The sequence below is a fragment of the Streptomyces sp. AA1529 genome (genome assembly GCF_000280905.1).
Lineage (GTDB): Bacteria > Actinomycetota > Actinomycetes > Streptomycetales > Streptomycetaceae > Streptomyces.
Genome location: NZ_ALAP01000103.1, coordinates 81,816 through 99,416 on the forward strand (window position 1 = coordinate 81,816; position 17,601 = coordinate 99,416).

Sequence of the window (17,601 nt, forward strand, 5' to 3'; positions counted from 1 at the left end):
ATGGGTAACCACAACACTGAACTCTCCGCGGCCGACACGGCTCACGACCCCTCCGAAGGCGCGGCCGATGTGCTGGTCACCGGTGCCAGCGGCTTCATCGGCGGCCATCTCACCCGACGCCTGGCCGCACGTGGCCACCGTGTCCGGGTCCTGGTGCGGTCCGGCAGCGACCGTTCCGGGTTCGCCGACGTCGCCGACGAGATCGAGACCGAGATCGGCGACCTCGACGATCCGGACAGCCTGTGCCGTGCCGCCAAAGGGGTCACCACGGTCTACAACTGCGCGGGCGTCTCCGCCGACTGGGGGCCCTGGGAGGACTTTCACCGGGTCAACGTCGTCGGCGCGAAGCGGGTCGTCGAGGCCGCTCACCAGGCGGGCACGGTATCCCGGGTGCTGCATGTGAGCACGACCGACGTGTACGGCTATCCGAAGCAGCCGTGCGACGAGTCGGCCGGCGGCAAGGACATCGGTCTGCCGTACAACCGCAGCAAGCTCCAGGGCGAGCGGGCCGTGCGCAAGGCGGCGGGTGAGACCGGGATGCGGGTGACCATCGTGCGTCCGGTGTCCGTCTACGGCCCCCGCAGCAAGGACTTCGTCATCGAGATCGGGAATCTGCTGCTGCAGAAGCAGATGCTCTACATCCGGGGCGGGAACGTCCCCGCCGGCCTGCTCTACGTCGACAACGCGGTCGACGCCATGATCGCCGCGGCCACCTCGGACGAGACGGTCGGCAAGGCCTACAACCTCCGCGACCCCGAGCGGACGACATGGCGCCAGTACGTGGAGGCGCTCGCGGAGGGACTGGGGGCCAAATCCCCGCGGCTCAACCTGCCCGCCCCCGTGGCCACCGCCGCCGCAACCCTCTCCGAGAAGATCTACGGCGCGCTGCGGATCACCTCCCGGCCAGTCCTGACCCGTCACACCGTCCACCTGTTCGACCGTGATCAGTCCTACGGCATCAAGCAGGCACAGCGGGACTTCGGGTTCGAGAGCCCGGTCGGCTTCGCCGAGGGCATGCGCCGGACCCTGGCATGGCTCGACTCGCCCGAGGGACGTGAACATGTCGTCCGCTGAGATCCCTCCCCGCACACCGTCCTGGTTCCCCGGTCCTGCCGCGGAAGGCGGACCCGCACCGGTGCGGCTGGTCTGCATTCCGTACGCGGGCGGCACGGCATCGCTCTTCCGGGAGTGGCAGCGGCATCTGGGACCCGGAATCGAAGTGGTACCGGTCCAGTTGCCGGGACGCGGCCTGCGGATGCGGGAGGAGCCGTACCAGGCGACGGCGCCGCTCGTGTCGGATCTGGCCTCCGCGCTCGAGGAAGCCGGACTCTGCCGGGACTACGCACTGTTCGGCCACAGCATGGGCGCCCTCCTCGCCTACGAGCTGGCGTGCGAGTTGCGGGAGCGGGGCCGCCAGGAACCGTGTCACCTGTACGTCTCCGGCAGCAGAGCGCCTCATCTGTACGGGAGGCGCGCGGACCACCTGCTGTCCGATGACGAACTCCGCGCACTCGTCCAGGACCTGGGCGGTCTCGAGCGGGACCGGGCCGTCGACGCGGCCTACTTCGAGCGCAGACTGCCCGTCCTGCGTGCGGATCTGCGGGTGTGCGAGACCTACCGATGGCGGCCCCGCCTCCCGCTGCGGTGTCCGATGACCGCCTTCTCCGCCTCCCGGGACGCCCTCGCCTCCGCCCCGCAGACGGAGGCGTGGCGCGAGTACACCACGGGCTCCTTCCTCCGCCACCACCTGGAGGGCGGCCACTTCTTCCTCGACGGCGGGCACACCCGGGAGCGGCTGCTGCGCAGCCTGTACGACGAGCTCGCCGGAGCCGGCGCCGATCTGCACGCTCCGGCCGCCGAGCCCCAGTCCGCCACTGCGTGAAGGAAATCCCCATGGATGTTCTGAACCTCGCCACAGCCGCCCGCAACCGCATCGAGGAGCCGGTCACCGGGCTTCTGCAGATACTGAAAGTCCTGGGCAATCCCCGGCTGCCGGTGCTCCTCGCCCTGTCCAAGGGCTTCATCGAACCCACCTACCGGCTGGCGTTCCTGGCCTCCGCGTCCAACACAGGGGTGCTGCGCTGCCTCGCGTCGCGCCCGTGCGACCTGGAGACGCTGGCCGAACGGCTCGCCGTCGGCCCGGCGGAGAAGCACCGGCTCCGGGCCTGGCTCGACATGGGCGTCAAGCTCGGCGACCTCGGCACCCGCGAGGGCTGCTACCAGCTCGCCAGCCTGCCCGCCAAGTTCCTCGCCCAGCCGCAGAACGATGCCGTGGCCGCCGCGCTGGAGGAGGTGATCCGCTTCCATGTGCCCGCTCTGCTGCACGGACCCCGGATGCTGCGGGATGGCGAGCGCTTCTCGCTCGACGACCAGGACGGCGCCGTCATCGCCCGTTCGACCCGCGTCGTGGAGTCCTTCGTCGAGGCGGCCGTGGACCAGAACCTGGAACGCTCGCTTCCCGTGCGCCTGCTGGAGGTCGGCTGCGGCAGCGGGACCTACGTGCGCCATGCCGCCCGGCGCAATCCCAGGCTCACGGCACTCGCCATCGACATGCAGAAGAGCGTCGCCGACCAGGCGGCCGCCAACATGAGCGCCTGGGGGTTGGCCGACCAGGTCGAGACCCGGCAGGGAGACCTGCGCGAACTGGATATGGAGCCGCAGTTCGACCTGATCACGATGCACAACAACATCTACTACTTCCCGCCGGACGAGCGCGTCGAGACGCTCCGCCGGGCCCGTCGGCTGCTCGCACCGGGCGGCAAGCTCCTGCTGACCACCTCCTGCCAGGGCGGCAACGCCGGTTTGGAAGCGCTCAACCTCTGGTTCCACTTCTCCGACTTCGGAGGTCCGCTTCCGCAGGAGGGCGAACTCACGGCGCAGTTCCAGGAGGCCGGGTTCACCGATGTCGTGGTGACCCAGGTGATTCCGGGCGAGCAGTTCCGCGCCTGCACGGGCACCAACGCGCGGCTCGCGCCGAACTGAGCAGTCAGGAGACCTCACGATGACGACACAGCCGAAGACCGGCGCCCCGGAGACCGGCCCGTACGCCCAGCACGTGGTGGTACTCGGCGAGGGGCCACCGCCCGATCCCGCCCTCCTCGGCGGGAAGGCCGCCAGGCTCGGCGAGATGCTCGCCGACGGCTTGCCGGTGCCTCCCGCCCTCTGCCTCTCCACGGCACTGTTCACCGCGTTCCTGGAGGAGAGCGGTCTGGCCGACGAACTGCGCGTGCTCGACGGTCGCTCGGCGCGGGAGCGGGTGCTGGCCACCGAGATCCCCCCGCCGATCGCCGATGCGATCCTCGCCGGATACGGCCGGTTGGGGCGCTGCCGCGTGGCCGTCCGTTCCTCGGCGCCGCGGGAGGATTCGGCGGAGCAGTCGTTCGCGGGCCAGCACGACACGGTTCTGGACGTGGCCGACGACGCAGCGCTGCTGGACGCGGTCCGCACCTGCTGGGGCTCGCTGTGGTCCGACCGGGCCACGGCCTACCGTGCGGCCGACGGCCTGGCCGGGGGCATCGCCGTCGTCGTCCAGGAGATGGTGCACTCCGACGTGAGCGGTGTGGCCTTCACCGTGGACCCGGTCAGCGCCCGCCCGCACCGGATCGTCGTCGAGGCGTGCCGGGGGCTGGGGGAGGGGCTGGTGTCCGGCCGGGTCTCCAGCGACCACTTCGTGGTGGACGACCGGACCCTGGAGGTCGTCGAGGAGCGTGTCCGCCACAAGGTGACCCAATGCGCGCCGCTCGGATCCGGGAAGATCGGGATGACCAGGGTCGAGGCGGCGGCTCGCAACGTCCCGTGTCTGAATGCGGAGCAACTGGCCGAACTCTGCGAGCACGCCCTGTTCCTGCGCCGCAGGTACGCCTGCGAACAGGACATCGAGTGGGGCATGCGTGCCGGGAAGCTCTGGTTCTTCCAGACCAGGCCGATCACCACCGGTCCCGAGGGGGAGGGCGGAGGCACACACACGGGCCCTGCCACCCCCTATGTGACTCCGCAGCAGGAGCGGGTCGAGCAGGGAACTCTCTGGTCGCGGATGGACATCGGGGAGATCTTCGTCGGGCTGATGACCCCGCTGGGCCAGAGCTTCGCACGTTACTACCAGCAGCATGTCCATCTGGACTGCACCTCGGCGCTCGGCGCGCGGGTCACCGGGGACCCGGACCTGCCGATGGGCTATGTGCAGGGACACGTCTACCTCAACATCTCCTACAGCGCCCATGTGATGGCCCAGTGCCTGCCGACGCGCGATCAGTGGCGATTCACCAGCAGGTTCGTGAGCGAGGAGGTGGATCTCACCGGCTACGAGAACCCGTTCGGTGAGTTCCCGGGAGGCGTCGCGGACGCGCTGTCGATCCTCTTCTGGCTGCGGTCGACCGCCAACGAGGCCACCGACATGAAGGCGCGGGCCGAGCGGATGTCGTCCTCGCGCACCTATGAATTCGACCGCGACCGGGCTCTGGATCTGACCCGGATGAGCCGCCGCGAGCTCGATGCGGAACTCCGGCGCCGCTTGGCGTACTTCCACGACATGCACGTGGGATACATGCCGTACTACATCCACGCCTTCGGCTTCTACGCGGTGCTGGCCGAACTGTGCAAGCAGTGGCTCGGCAGCGAGGGCGACAACCTGCAGAACCGCGTGAAGACGGATATGTCGAATCTGCGGACCGTGGAGTCGGCCAAGGAGATCTGGGCCGTGGCCCAGGCGGCCAAGGACCGCCCACGGGTGCTGCGGATCATCGCCGAGACCCCCTTGGAGAGCGTGGCGGCAGAGCTGCGTGCCGACGAGGAGGGGGCGCTGTTCTGGGAGGAGTGGGTGGATCCCTTCCTGCGGGACCACGGCACCCGGGGGCCCCAGGAAATGGAGATCACCCACCCCCGCTGGATCGACGACCCGTCGTATGTCTTCCAGATGATCAGACGCTATGCCGCGGACGGCTACTCCAGCGACGACATCCTCCGGCGCAGCGGCGGCCACCAGGACATCACCTCGCACACGGCGCTGGAGCGGCTCTCGCTGCCCAAGCGGAAGGCCGTGGAGACGGTGATCGCGATGTACCGGACCTACAGCGAACTGCGCGAGATCACCCGGATGTCGATGATCACTTCGATCTGGCTGGTGCGCAACGTGGTGTACGAGGTGGGCAGGCGGCTGCTGGAGGCGGGCGTGCTGCACTCCATGAGCGAGGTGGCGTATCTCGACTTCGAGGACATCCGGGGCTATCTCGCCGGTACGGCGCCGGAATCCGAGGCCTTCGGCCGGCCCCGCATCGAACAGGCCCGCCGGCTGCACGAATACCACAAGCGGTTGCCGGAACCACCGCTGACCTTCGTGGGGGAGTGCGATCCCACCGCCGCCGTCCGGCCCGTCCCCGACGGGGAACGTCTCGAAGGGCTCGGCTCCAGTCCCGGACGCGTGGTGGGCAGGGCCCGCGTGATCGAGGAACTCGTCTGGCAGGCCGATGAATTCCAGGCCGGAGAGATTCTGGTCACCCGCTACACGGATGCGACATGGACTCCGTTGTTCGCCATCGCGGGCGGCGTCGTCACCGACATCGGATCGATGCTCTCGCACAGTTCGATCGTCTCGCGGGAATTCAATGTGCCGTCGGTCGTGAACACCAAACACGCGACGCAGGTCATCCGCACCGGTGACCTGATCGTGGTCGACGGGGACGCCGGCACGGTCGAGGTCGTCGAGAACCCCTGACCGAGAAGCGGCGGGTCAGCGGTGAGCGGGCCCGGTGCCGAGGTCAGGATCACCCGCCGGTACTCGGTGGGGCAATCGTAGGAGAGAGGGACTGCATGATTCCCGATATGTGGTATCCCGTGGCGATATCCGGGGATGTCACCGACAAAAAGCCGAAGGGTATCCGCCGACTCGGTGAAGAGATCGTCCTCTGGCGCGACATCGACGGGAAAGTGGTGTGTCAGGGGGCCCGGTGCCCGCACAAGGGGGCCTGGCTCGGCGACGGCCGGATGAAGGGCAACGCGATCGAGTGCCCGTACCACGGCTTCCTGTTCAACCCCGAGGGCACATGCACGCTGACCCCGGCGATGGGCAGGGACGCCCGCATTCCCGGCTCGTTGAAGGTGCCGGTGTATCCGGTCCGCGAGAAGCACGGCCTCATCTGGGTGTGGTGGGGCGATGACCGTCCGGAGAACGAACTGCCGGAGATCATCGCGCCCCGGGAGATCAAGGAGAACGACCGGGTCTACGACACGATCTCCTGGGACAAGCCGGTGCACTACACCCGGTACATCGAAAGCGTCCAGGAGTTCTACCACGTGACCTACGTGCACCGGGATCACTGGTTGAACTGGTTGGACTTCATGTTCCTGTACGGGACGAAGAAGAAGTTCGGACTGGACGGCAAGGAGAACTATCTCAAGGCCACCATGATCCACAACCACCACGTGGAGACGGACGACGACGGAATGACCTTCCGGTACTCGTTCGACCACGGGGAGGAGGACAACCCCGAGCGGAGCATCCATTACGTCATCACCTTCTCCTTCCCGTGCATGGTGCACGTGGAGACGGAGGCGTTCGCGACGACGTCGTGGTTCTCGCCCATCGACGAGGAGAACACCGAACACATCTTCCGGGTCTACGAGTTCCCCCAGCTCAAGCCGATCCTGCGGCACGAGAAACTGCGGCGTGCGATGTCCACGCTCCAGTGCTACCTGGAGAAGTTCGTCCAGGACCCGCAGGACTTCAAGATCATGGCGCAGCAGGAGCCCCGGATCAGCGGTGGCGGGGTGAACAAGTTCATCCCGGTGGACGAGATGAACGCCAAGTTCATCAAGACCCGCGCCAGGCTGCTCCGGGAGGCCAGGGAGCGCCGCGAGGGAACCGCCGGGGCCGCGGACGTGTCCGACGGCATGGTCGGCGAGCTGGACATGGCGACCGACGAGGCCCGTGCGGGACAGCAGTCCACCGCGGCCGAGACCAAGAGCCGCGCTCCTGCGCGCTCGAACGGCCGGTCGCGCAACGGCACGTCCGCCGGCCGGAACGGCGGCTCCCCGCGCAACGGGGGCGCCAACCGGAACGGCCACGTCACCGGCGACGGGAACGGCGCGAACAACGGATCGGCTGCACCCGAGTCCGAGGAGGTGAGGAACTGGTCCGAGGACCGCGCGGCAGCGCGGTCCTGAGCACGGCAGTTCCGGACGGAGGCGGCGCGGTGCGGTCCTGTGCGACACGGGGCCGCACCCCCGGCGGCGCCGCGACGGCGCCCTCGCCGCGCGGTCCGTCCGCCCAGCACCGACAGCCCACAGGGTCAGCAACCACTCGATGAGGAGAGCGCATGGCACCGGACGAGGAACGGCCCGATCCGTCGAGCGGCCCGAGCGGCCCGAGCGGCCCGCGGGACGACCGCCGGACGAGCGGGAGGGACGCCTCCGGCGCCGGCGAGCAGAGTTCCCTGATGGCCGACGTGTTCAAGGAACTCGTGGCCGGCGGCATGGAACTCTACGGTCGGCTGACGTCGGACGAGGGCGCTGTGGACGACTTCGGCTTCGATCCCGCCCTGGTGGACGAGGCGCTGCTGCCTGCCCTGCGCCCGCTGTACGAGAAGTACTTCCGAGTCGAGGTGTCGGGGCTGGAACACATACCGGCGCAGGGTGCCGCTCTGGTGGTGGCCAACCACAGCGGGACGCTGCCCCTGGACGCGCTCATGCTCCAGATGGCCATCCGCGATCACCACACCACGCACCGGAACCTGCGGCTCCTCGCGGCTGATCTGGCGTTCTCCTACCCGCTGCTGCGAGACGTCACCCGGAAGCTCGGCCATGTCCGTGCCTGCCCCGAGAACGCACAGCGGCTGCTGGAGAACGAGGGGCTCGTGGGGGTCATGCCGGAGGGGTACCGGGGGTTGGGCAAGCCCTTCGAGGAGCGCTACCGGCTTCAGCGCTTCGGACGTGGTGGCTTCGCCGCCGCCGCGCTGCGCACCCGGGCTCCGATGGTGCCCTGCTCGATCGTGGGGGCGGAGGAGATCTACCCCATGATCGGTGAGTCCCGCACCCTGGCCCGCATGCTGCGGCTGCCCTATTTTCCCATCACTCCCACCTTCCCGCTTTTCGGCGTGCTGGGACTGGTCCCGATGCCGACGAAGTGGACCATCCGCTTCCACCCGCCTGTGCGCACGGACACCTTTCCGGTGAATGCGGCGGAGGATGTACGGCTCGTGGGAAAACTCGCAGGAGAGGTGAAGGACACGGTGCAGCACGCCCTCAACGAGACAGCCGGGCGTCGCGGTTCGCTCTTTTCCTGAGGGCGCTTCCGCGGGGAGAGCCGAGGTCGGCTGCTGTCCGAGGGCGCGGAGATCCGCCCCCTCGGACAGCAGCCGACTCCGGTGCGTGGCCCCGGCTCTCCCGCCCACGGCCGGCGGCGCCTCGGTCACCGGCACCGCCGGGTACGGACCGGTGCCGTCCGCGGCGAAGTCCGTTTCCCCTCGGATTCTTCCGGGGCGCCCACCTCGCGGGGACGTCCCGCTGACATTTCACTGACCGGGCACTGACCGGGCGCTGACGGGTGTCGGGCGAAGCGTTCGGGCCCTTGTTCGGTCACTCCGCGGTGCACAGAATCGGAGCATGCGAATATTCTCCGGGCTGGATGAATTGGTGTCGGCAAAAGGGGAGCACCTCGGTCACAGCGACTGGTTGGAAATCACTCCGCGCCGGGTGTGCGAATTCGCGGCGGCATCGAGTGCTGATCCTGCTCGTCTCCCGGCCGCCGAAGAGGTCGCCGACGCCGGCGACCGGTCCGGCGCCGGACCGGTCGACTGCGGCCCCTTGTTGCCGGGTCTGCTGCCCGTGATGATGCGGGAGATCCTCGCTGTCGAGCGGTGCCGGACCGCGGTGAATTTCGGACTGGAACAGGTGCGGTTCGGCACACCGGTCGGGATCGGCTCCCGGATCCGAGGCGAAGGCGAACTCTCGGGCGCGTTCGGGGTCCCCGGCGGTTGGTTGGTGTCGGTCCGGATGACAGTGCAGCTCGAGGACCGTCAGCTGCCTCCCGCCTGCACTGCGGACACCATCTCGCTCTTTCTCTCCTGAGCGCCCCGCCCCCGTGGGGGCAGAGGCGGCAAGGAAGTGCGGCCCGCCCGTTGGGGGCCGGGCGGGCCGCACGGTTCGGGTCACCGGACCGGTACCAGCCTCAGCACGGGCACACGCTCGGCCACCGCGTAGTAGTCGGCCATCGAACCGTCGACCGCGTAGCCGTAGAGCCGGGGCAGCAGATGCTTTGCCGCCCGGCGGTTCCGCCAGTAGTAGTCGGCCATGATCTCCGTGGCCTCTTCGGAGGGCAGTTGTTCCGCTCTCACCTGCCTCGTCCGGCCACCGATCTGGACGGTGGCGTGCGGACGGCGCAGCAGATTGCGGTACCAGTCGGCTTTCGGCCCCCATCCGGAAGCGATCAGGTAGCTCTCGTCTCCCTTGTCGTGCCGGATCACCTCCACGACGGTGCGGCGCTGCTTGCCCGTCACACGGCCGACATGGTTGATCATGAGCATGCGACCTCCCAGCAGGCCGCCGAGGCCGAGCCGGTAGAGGTGGACGGGCAGCTTCAGCACCATGAGGGTCACGCCCGTGGGATGGTTCACCTCTTTGACGATCTTCATCGGACTCTCCTCCCGAGCTGCTCAGCCGCCGAGTTCGAGGTTGCGCCGGCGGAAGCCGGCCACGCCCACCGCGGCGAGTACCGCGGCCAGTGCCGACATGGCCAGTACCGGAGCCGCGGTGAGCGACTCGGCCGGAAGGTTGGGCAGATGGGTGAAGGGCGAGATGTCGATCAGGCCGTCCGGCAGCTCCAGCAGGGTGCCGAACTGCCCGATCACCAGGCAGACGGCGAACGCCGCCCAGGACACGGTCGCCGCACCCCGCGGCAGCACTCCGAACGCCGCCAGCGCGAAGCCCGCCAGGACGGCGGTGGGGGCGAGCTGCGCGAGCGTCGTCTCCAGCAGGTCTCCCAGGGCGCCCGTCAGGTCGTCCGAGACGGCACCGTAGGCCAGCCCCGTGCTCAGCCCGAGCGCGGCCAGGACCAGCGCCGTGCCCAGCAGGGCGACGAACGTGTGCGCCAGCACCCAGTGCGTCCGGCTCACGGCCGTGGCCAGGACGGCCTCGGTCGGTCCGTTCTCCTCGTCGGAGCGCAGCCGGATGAGCGACTGGACGGTGAATCCGGCCACCACCACCGAGAGCAGTCCCATCATCCCCGCGAAGTACGCGTTCACCAGGTCGCCCTCGCCCCCCAGGTCGCGGACGAACTGTGCGCTCTCCTCGCTGCTGAAGAGGTCCTCGACCTGGTCGCCGATACCGCCGAAGACCGCGCCGAACACGGCGATGCCCACGATCCAGCCGAGCAGCAGGCCGCGCTGCAGGCGCCAGACCAGCCCGATGGGCTTGAGCAGCGAGGAACGCGCACGGGCCGCACCGCGCCGTGCGGGAAGCATTCCGGTGCCGACGTCCCGGTGGAGGCTCAGCTGTACCGCGATCAGCACACTGACGGCGAAGCAGAGCAGCAGCAGGGCCACGGGCCACCACCGGCTGTCTCCGTAGGGGCGCAGCTGCTGCCCCCAGCCCAGCGGGGAGATCCAGCTCGGCCAGGCGGGGTCGACCGTCACCTTGTCCGACGCCGTGTTCCCGAAGGCGTCACCTGCGGCGCGCAGCAGAAAGGTGGTGGCCAGGATGAGCCCGCCCAGTCCGCTGGCGGCCCGGGCGCTCTCGGTCAGCTGGGCGGCGATCGAGGTGAGGCCCGCGAAGGCCATGCCGACCGTGCCGAGCGCCACTCCGACCAGCACGGACCCTCCTGCCGGCATCCCCATGCCGAGCAGGGCGAGGGTGCTGAGCACGATGAGTGCGGCATTTGCCAGCCCCGCGAGCAGCAGCGCGGCGGCCAGACCGGCGTGCCTTCCCACCGCGGCGGATCCGACCAGCTCGGCGCGCCCGAGTTCCTCGTTCTGCCGGGTGTGCCGCACCACGAGCAGGATGTTCATCAGGGCGACGAGCACACAGGTGAAGACGAGGCCCTCCGAGACGGTCAACGCTCCGGAGCTGCTGCCGGGGGCCGGCCCGGTGAATGCCCGGGTGACCACGTTGTCCGCGCGGACCTGGGCGTTCTCCAGACGTGCGGCGTCGGAGTCGTAGAGGCCGGAGATGCTGTTGCCGATGGAGGCGAACAGTGCGGCCAGGCCCGCCACCCACAGCGGCAGCCGGAGGCGGTCACGCCGCAGCGCCAGCCGGGTCAGTACACCGGTACCCGTGAGCGCGCTCATCGTGCACCGACCGCCGTCTCGGCGGGCTGGTCGGCCGACTGGTCGCCGTAGTGCCGCAGGAACAACTCTTCGAGTGTCGGGGGAGCGCTCGTCAGCGAGCGGACACCGAGCGAGGCCAGATGGCGGTGGATCTCACCGAGCCGGGCGGTGTCCGCCTCGAACTCGGCGTGGTGTCCCGCCACGGTGAGCTTGTGCACCCCGGACAGCGACCGGAGGTCCGCAGGGGGTGTCTCGGTCTCGACCTTGAGCGAGGTGCGGGTGAGGTGACGCAGCTCGGAGAGGGTGCCCGACTCGACCGTGCGGCCCTCCCGGATGATGCTCACGCGGTCACACAGCTTCTCGACCTCGGCCAGGATGTGGCTGGAGAGCAGGATGGTCTTGCCGGCTCGGCGGAGTTCCTGGACGCACTCCTGGAAGACGGCCTCCATCAGCGGGTCCAGTCCGGACGTGGGCTCGTCCAGGATGTAGAGGTCCACGTCGGAGGAGAACGCGGCCACCAGGGCGACCTTCTGCCGGTTTCCCTTGGAGTAGGTCCGCAGCTTCTTGCTCGGGTCGAGCGCGAACTTCTCCAGGAGGTCTCGCCTGCGGCTGTCGTCCAGCCCGCCGCGCAGGGACCCCAGCAGGTCGATCGCCTCGCCACCGGTCAGGTTGGGCCACAGATTCACGTCGCCGGGCACGTACGCCAGCCGCCGGTGCAGTTCGACCGCGTCGTTCCACGGGTCGCCACCGAGCAGAGTGGCCTGGCCGGAGTCCTTGCGCAGCAGTCCGAGCAGAACCCTGATGGTGGTGGACTTGCCGGCACCGTTCGGCCCGAGAAAGCCGTGGACCTCCCCGGAGCGGGCCGTCAGCCGGAGACGGTCGAGGGCCGTCGTGTCCCCGAAAGTCTTCACCAGGTCGCGGATACTGATCGCGACACCGGGATCACCACCCGGCGACGGGACGTTGGTCAGCATTGCAAAGCTCCTTGCCGTTCTGCCTACCTCTGGTAAGTGGAGCGTAGCGTATAACTGACCAGAGGTAAGCAGGGGAACGGAAAATGGACCAGCGGACGACCACGCGCGAGCGGATCCTGCACGAGGCGGAACAGCTGTTCGTCGAGCGCGGCTACCACGCGACGGCGCTGCAGGAGGTCGCCGACCGCGTGGGGATCACCAAGGCGGCGCTGTACTACCACTTCTCCTCGAAGGCGCAGATCCTCGGTGACCTGCTGGATCCCATGACCAGCGAACTGGAGCAGGTGCTGGCCGACGCGCTCGACCAGCAGGAGGCCGGGGGGATCGCGGCCGTGCGCGGCACTCTGGTGACGGGGTGGCTCGAAGTGTTCCTGCGGTACCGGAACACCCTGGTCACCCTGTTGCGGGAGCTGCCCGCCACGCCCTCGGACTCCTTCAGCCGGCTGCTGCGGACGATGGAGTACGGCATCGAGGTGGGGGCCGGTGCAGGCGCGGGGATCCCCGAGCGCATCGCCGTCGCGCAGGCCGTCTCGGCCGTCACCGACCCTGTCGCGCTCATGCCGCAGCTCTCCAACGAGGAGCTTCGGGGTCACCTGCTCGCCGGCGCCTGGCGACTGCTCCCGGAGGCCGCGCCCGACGCCCGACGGGCACGTGGCGGGCGCCCCAGGGCGGTGAGCGAGGCGAATGCCGCCCTGGCCCGCCGGCTGCACGCATCCGGTGAGCACACGGTCGACTCCATCGCCGCACGGCTCGGTGTGTCCCGCGCCACGGTGTACCGGCATCTCAAAAAGTAAAGACCTCTTTATGAGATAGTTTTGAGACGGTGGAGAGTGGTCGTGCGGAGCGGGGAGGGAGCACCGCCCCGTCGTGGCGTCGGGGGCACCGGTACCGGGGACGTGCATCCGCGAGGTGTCGCATCTGCGTTCCGCGGGGTCAGCTGCGTGCGAATCCGGCAGGGTCGGCCAGGTAGCGGTCGAGGTCCGGATCCTCGTGGAGTGCGAGGAACGCGTCGTGGATCTCCCACTCCGGGCCGAGCTCGGTGCGAAGGCGGCCGAGCGCTCGGTGCACCGCCTCGTTGAAGTGCTGACACTCCGCTTCCCGCCACGGCCCCGGGGCCGTGGGGCGGTCCCAGTTCAGCGACGTGTCGTAGCGCGCTGTCAGCCTGCTCAGGTCGTCACGGAGATCGCGGCTGATCGGCAGGCGGTCCAGCTCGATGCAGTACCCCCACGATTCCCTGTCCTCGGGCGTGGCCGCCCAGAGGGCACCGCCCGATCCCGCGTCGAAGAAAAACCTGGCGGTGGGCATGACATCAACCTCTTGAGGTGTATCGATCAAGGCGGCCCACACGGTAGTCGACGGGGTGGGTGCGGCAGCCGCACGCTTCCGGATGTGGCCGGCTCCCGCCTCCTCGGCCGGGCCCGCGGACCGATCGGGCCGAGCACGGGGACCTCGGCGAGCGCGGCGCATGACGACGGTCCGCTCGGGAGCGTCGCCGATGCACCGGTCCGCTCGTGCGGCGTGCCGGGGGTCAGATCCGCGTCATGGTCGAGGTGTATCCGCCTCCGCCGGTCAGAGCATCGCAGTGAGCAGGACGACAGCCCTTGCCGAAGGCGCCCTTCGGCAAGTCGACGGTGGAGGTGTTCTCGGCTCACAGGGGCCTCGGCGGCACTGCAGCGTCGGATGCCCATCCGGGGAGAAAATGCTTCCGCAGAGGCGGTGAAGAGGAAGCCACGCATCGGCCGGTAGAAGCTGCTTCTGAGGTGCAAGAACCGACCCCGGACAGCGGGGCGTTCCGTGACGCGCACGAAACGGCGCGAGGATTTGCCCGCGTGTCGGACCTCCTGCACGGCGTCCTCGAAGGCGCTCGCGGCCCGGAAGGCGCAGCCCCGGTGAAGGAATGCGTTCAACGCGTTCACACCGCAGCAGCTCTACCGCTCTTCCTGTCGACCGCCGATCTGTACACGATGGCCACAACACGTCAGGAGACACGCCGCCGGGTGACTCCTCCTGATGGGAGTGCCTCGGGAAGAGTGCGCCAATTCTCATCCCTCCGAGATCGCATTCGGGTGAGGAGAGATCCGCTGGAATCGGGCCCCTGTCCACGAGGCCATGAGATGAATTTCCAGCGTGTGTTGCTTCGCGCAGCCACTGCACTCGGGCCAAGGCGTCGATACCTCGTGAAGGGAGTCTGTGTGACGACGGACATACATGGATCTCGGTCCGGGAAACTGCCTCTGGTAATCGGCTCGCAGCTTCAATTACACGATCTGGAACGGGCGCGCGAGCCCATGGAGATCACACTCGACGACGCAGTTCGTGACCGAATTCTGTCATGTCGCGAGTTCGTCCTCCGCTGCCTGCACAGTGGCCGGCCGGTGTATGGGGCATCAACTGGCTTCGGACCGCTTGTTCGCTTTCCGGGGCAGGACAGCACCGTGGATCAGTGCGAGAACGTGCTCAACCACCTCGTCGCCGGACAGGGCGCTGAGCTGGATTCACCGGTGGTGCGAGCGGCGATGCTGGTGCGGTTGCGCTCGCTCAGCCAAGGCCGTTCCGGGATTTCCCTGGACGTTGTCAAAGGCTTGGTCAACGCTCTCTCGACGGACGTTGCTCCGGCAGTACCTCGCGTGGGATCGCTCGGAGCCAGCGGTGATCTGATTCCGCTTGCTTATGTGGCCCGTGCGTTGCAAGGGCACGGCTATCTCTACACGGGGGGCGAGCGCGTCGGTGCTGCAGACGGCCTCGCGCGCATGAGCCTGGAGCCTCTGGAACTCGACGGTCGGGATGCACTGGCGCTGGTCAATGGCACATCCCTCACCGCGGCGGCCTGCGGCCTTGCTGTCACGTCGATGCGGCGGTCACTTCGGAACGCATTGATGCTGGTGGCGCTGCTTGTGGACGTCCTGGGGAGTTCCCCGGCGTTCGTCGACACTCGCTTGCTGGACGCCTTCGGTCACCGGGGCACCGATTTGGTCGGTGACCAGTTGCGTCGCCTGCTGAAAGGCCTGGTGCCCAGCGGGACCCGGGCGTTGCAGGAGCCTTACAGCATTCGCTGCGCTCCCCAGCTCATCGGTGCTGCAGCCAGTGGCCTGGAGCACTGCGCGGCCGTCACACAGCAAGACATCAACAGCATCAGTGACAACCCGTTGTTCTTCGCTGAGCAGGACATGGTGGCCCACGGCGGCAACTTCTTCGGCCAACCAGCTGCATTCAGCGCCGATTTCCTCACCTTGACAGCCGTTCAGCTCGGGAACCTCGCAGAGCGGCAGCTGGATCTGCTGGTGGACCCCCAGCGCAACGGCAACTTGCCGCCCATGCTGGCGCACCGACCAGGCCGCCAGCATGGGCTGCAGGGCGTGCAGCTGGCTGCCACGGCGATGGTTGCCACGATGCGCCGCACCGCCACGCCGGCATCGGTCCAGAGCTTACCGACCAATCTCCACAACCAGGACGTGATCCCTTTCGGTACGCAGGCAGCGTTGAACGCACTGGAGACGGTGGGCATGCTGCGCCTGCTGCACGGCTCGGTGGCTGTCGCCCTGCGTCAAGCGGTCGATGTGGGCGGCCGTCGGCCGACTGCTGCAGCCTGCGCCGAGATTCTGACCCGGGTCTGTGAGGAGATTCCGCCGGTGACGTCCGACCGTCCCCTGGACGAGGACGTGCGTCGTGCTGCTGCTCTCCTCGACGACATCGGCCACGAATACCTGCGCGAGGAGGAGTTCGTGTCATGCGAGATCTGACGCTCAAGGGGCCCATCGGTGCCCAGGCGGCCCATGGCCGCAGGCCCAGCGGCAGGGACTTGCTGGTTCTGCCCATGCCCGAGGAGGACTTTTCCGAGTGTCGTCCTTGTCCGGGTCCCACCTGCGGCCGGGCCGCAGAGCGAATCGAGGGCGACCTTCAGACCGTCGCCGACGCATCGCGCGGATGCACTCCTCAAAGGTTCCCACCACCCGTGGCCCCCGATGATCGCATCCGCTACCGCTGGCTTGTCGGCCATCAACTGGCCTTCGTCGTGTGGCGCCTGTTGCGACAGACGCTGGAGGACGCCCTCTGCGTTCCGGACGCCGACATGCTTGACCGGGCAGCACGGCTGTATGACATCTACACTCTGTTGCTCCTGTACACCGGCAGTTGCTCGGCAGAACGCTACGCGGCGACTGTGCGGGCCGACATGGCCGCCTGGCACCCGGCGCTCAGCGGCGAATGGCACCGGGACCACATCAGGCTTCCCCAGCTGGTGCGCAAGATGCGGACCGGTCAGACCACTCAGCTCTCCGCACCTCTCACGAAGGCGGTCAAGCTCAACCATGCCGTTCACATGGGCGTGGCCGAGAAACTTGTCCCTGATGGGCAGTCGCTCCTGCAACGAGCCGGCAAGCAGGCGGGCGAGGATCCCACGGATCACGAACGCGACCTCATCGATGCCTATTTCCAAGTCCGACGTCGGCCTGTGTGCTGGGAAGGTTTCGTTGCCCAGGCTGTTCGGCGGCTTGCTCAAGTTCTCTGTGACATCGCTCATCACGGGTTGCACGACGGTACATCGCCCCCACATCTGCCCCCGCGTTTCCGGCAGGCAGGAGAAGCCCTCTCGGCTGCCGGAACCGACCGTCTGGAAGAACTGGCCCACTTTCTCATCAGGCCACACAGCCGTCCGATCCTTGGTCGTACTCCGTTGGGAGAGGCAATGAGTTCTACCGGCAACGGCAGCAAGACCGTGACCATAACCCCTCGGCTTCAGCGGTATCTGGTCGCTCACACGACTCCCCCCACCGAGACCCAGCAAAGCCTCATCGACCGTACGGCCGCCCTGGGCACGGCTGCTGAGATGCGGATACCCCATGAGCAGGCCACGTTCCTCACGCTGGTCGCTCGGCTGACGGAGGCCCGCGACATCCTGGAGGTGGGAACCTTCACGGGATACTCCACTCTCGCGCTGGCTCTGGGGACACGTTCCGGCGGTCGGGTCACCACCTGCGACATCTCCCGGGAATGGGCCGACGTGGCGCAGCGGGCCTGGGAGGAAGCCGGAGTCGCCGATCGTGTCGACCTGCGCCTGGGGCCTGCTTCGGACACCCTGCGAGCACTTCCCAACGGTCCGAGTTTCGATCTCGCCTTCATCGACGCCGACAAGCCCTCTTACCGGGACTACTGGGATGAGCTGGTCCCCCGGATGCGTCCCGGCGGTCTACTCATGGCAGACAACGTTCTCTACACCGGCGAGGCCGCCGATCCGCATGCCACCGGCAACGCGCAGGCGATCCGCTCCTTCAACGCACACGTGCAAGCGGACACCCGCGTCGAGAACGTCATGCTTCCCATCGCCGACGGCCTGACGCTCGCCCGAAAATGCGAGGCCTGACGCCTCCTGACCTACC

Annotated in this window: 14 protein-coding genes; 10 read left to right on the forward strand and 4 right to left on the reverse strand. The window is 68.3% G+C overall.

Annotated features, from left to right (window positions below; translation table 11 throughout):
* From A949_RS0130420 to A949_RS0130450, 7 genes are all read left to right on the forward strand, one after another.
* Entirely contained in the window at nucleotides 1-1,074 is a 1,074-nt protein-coding gene (locus A949_RS0130420) for an NAD-dependent epimerase/dehydratase family protein (RefSeq protein WP_037708258.1), read from the forward strand.
* Nucleotides 1,061-1,882, forward strand: a complete 822-nt coding sequence (locus A949_RS35120; RefSeq protein ID WP_051019701.1) for a thioesterase II family protein — start codon at nucleotides 1,061-1,063, stop codon at nucleotides 1,880-1,882. Before A949_RS0130420 ends, A949_RS35120 begins: the two co-directional genes overlap by 14 nt.
* 11 nt (nucleotides 1,883-1,893) lie before the next feature.
* Entirely contained in the window at nucleotides 1,894-2,982 is a 1,089-nt protein-coding gene (locus A949_RS0130430) for an SAM-dependent methyltransferase (protein ID WP_019359846.1), read from the forward strand.
* A 19-nt stretch (nucleotides 2,983-3,001) separates the two neighbouring features.
* Entirely contained in the window at nucleotides 3,002-5,710 is a 2,709-nt protein-coding gene (locus A949_RS0130435) for a PEP/pyruvate-binding domain-containing protein (protein ID WP_019359847.1), read from the forward strand.
* A 95-nt stretch (nucleotides 5,711-5,805) separates the two neighbouring features.
* A complete protein-coding gene (locus A949_RS35125) occupies nucleotides 5,806-7,158 on the forward strand; it encodes an aromatic ring-hydroxylating oxygenase subunit alpha (RefSeq protein ID WP_078565576.1) in 1,353 nt (450 codons plus the stop codon).
* Between the two features lie 152 nt (nucleotides 7,159-7,310).
* A complete protein-coding gene (locus A949_RS0130445; RefSeq protein ID WP_019359849.1) occupies nucleotides 7,311-8,276 on the forward strand; it encodes a 1-acyl-sn-glycerol-3-phosphate acyltransferase in 966 nt (321 codons plus the stop codon).
* Between the two features lie 319 nt (nucleotides 8,277-8,595).
* On the forward strand, nucleotides 8,596-9,060 hold the full coding sequence (locus A949_RS0130450) for a hypothetical protein (RefSeq protein WP_019359850.1): 465 nt from the start codon (nucleotides 8,596-8,598) through the stop codon (nucleotides 9,058-9,060).
* Nucleotides 9,061-9,140: 80 nt separating this feature from the next.
* On the opposite strand, the gene A949_RS0130455 is transcribed toward A949_RS0130450, so the two are convergent.
* From A949_RS0130455 to A949_RS0130465, 3 genes are read right to left on the reverse strand one after another with little or no spacing between them, the layout of a single operon-like run.
* The gene (locus tag A949_RS0130455; protein WP_019359851.1) at nucleotides 9,141-9,623 is read right to left on the reverse strand and encodes a nitroreductase family deazaflavin-dependent oxidoreductase; all 483 of its coding nucleotides are present in this window, start codon (nucleotides 9,621-9,623) and stop codon (nucleotides 9,141-9,143) included.
* A 21-nt stretch (nucleotides 9,624-9,644) separates the two neighbouring features.
* Nucleotides 9,645-11,273: an ABC transporter permease gene (locus A949_RS0130460; RefSeq protein WP_019359852.1), complete on the reverse strand. Its 1,629-nt coding sequence runs from the start codon at nucleotides 11,271-11,273 to the stop codon at nucleotides 9,645-9,647.
* Nucleotides 11,270-12,226 carry an ABC transporter ATP-binding protein gene (locus tag A949_RS0130465; protein ID WP_019359853.1) on the reverse strand — a complete coding sequence of 319 codons (957 nt, stop codon included), beginning with the start codon at nucleotides 12,224-12,226 and terminating at the stop codon, nucleotides 11,270-11,272. Before A949_RS0130465 ends, A949_RS0130460 begins: the two co-directional genes overlap by 4 nt.
* Before the next feature lie 83 nt (nucleotides 12,227-12,309).
* On the opposite strand from A949_RS0130465, the gene A949_RS0130470 reads away from it, so the two are divergent.
* Complete coding sequence (locus tag A949_RS0130470) at nucleotides 12,310-13,020, forward strand: TetR family transcriptional regulator (RefSeq protein ID WP_019359854.1); 711 nt, start codon at nucleotides 12,310-12,312, stop codon at nucleotides 13,018-13,020.
* A 139-nt stretch (nucleotides 13,021-13,159) separates the two neighbouring features.
* Here the strand turns inward: A949_RS0130470 and A949_RS0130475 are convergent, their stop codons facing one another.
* The gene (locus A949_RS0130475; RefSeq protein WP_037708295.1) at nucleotides 13,160-13,531 is read right to left on the reverse strand and encodes a hypothetical protein; all 372 of its coding nucleotides are present in this window, start codon (nucleotides 13,529-13,531) and stop codon (nucleotides 13,160-13,162) included.
* A gap of 887 nt (nucleotides 13,532-14,418) precedes the next feature.
* Here A949_RS0130475 and A949_RS35130 point away from each other — a divergent pair.
* Together A949_RS35130 and A949_RS39420 are read left to right on the forward strand one after the other, a co-directional pair.
* Complete coding sequence (locus A949_RS35130; RefSeq protein WP_432106774.1) at nucleotides 14,419-15,966, forward strand: HAL/PAL/TAL family ammonia-lyase; 1,548 nt, start codon at nucleotides 14,419-14,421, stop codon at nucleotides 15,964-15,966.
* A 212-nt stretch (nucleotides 15,967-16,178) separates the two neighbouring features.
* On the forward strand, nucleotides 16,179-17,585 hold the full coding sequence (locus A949_RS39420; RefSeq protein ID WP_019359857.1) for an O-methyltransferase: 1,407 nt from the start codon (nucleotides 16,179-16,181) through the stop codon (nucleotides 17,583-17,585).
* The last annotated feature ends 16 nt before the right edge of the window (nucleotides 17,586-17,601 follow it).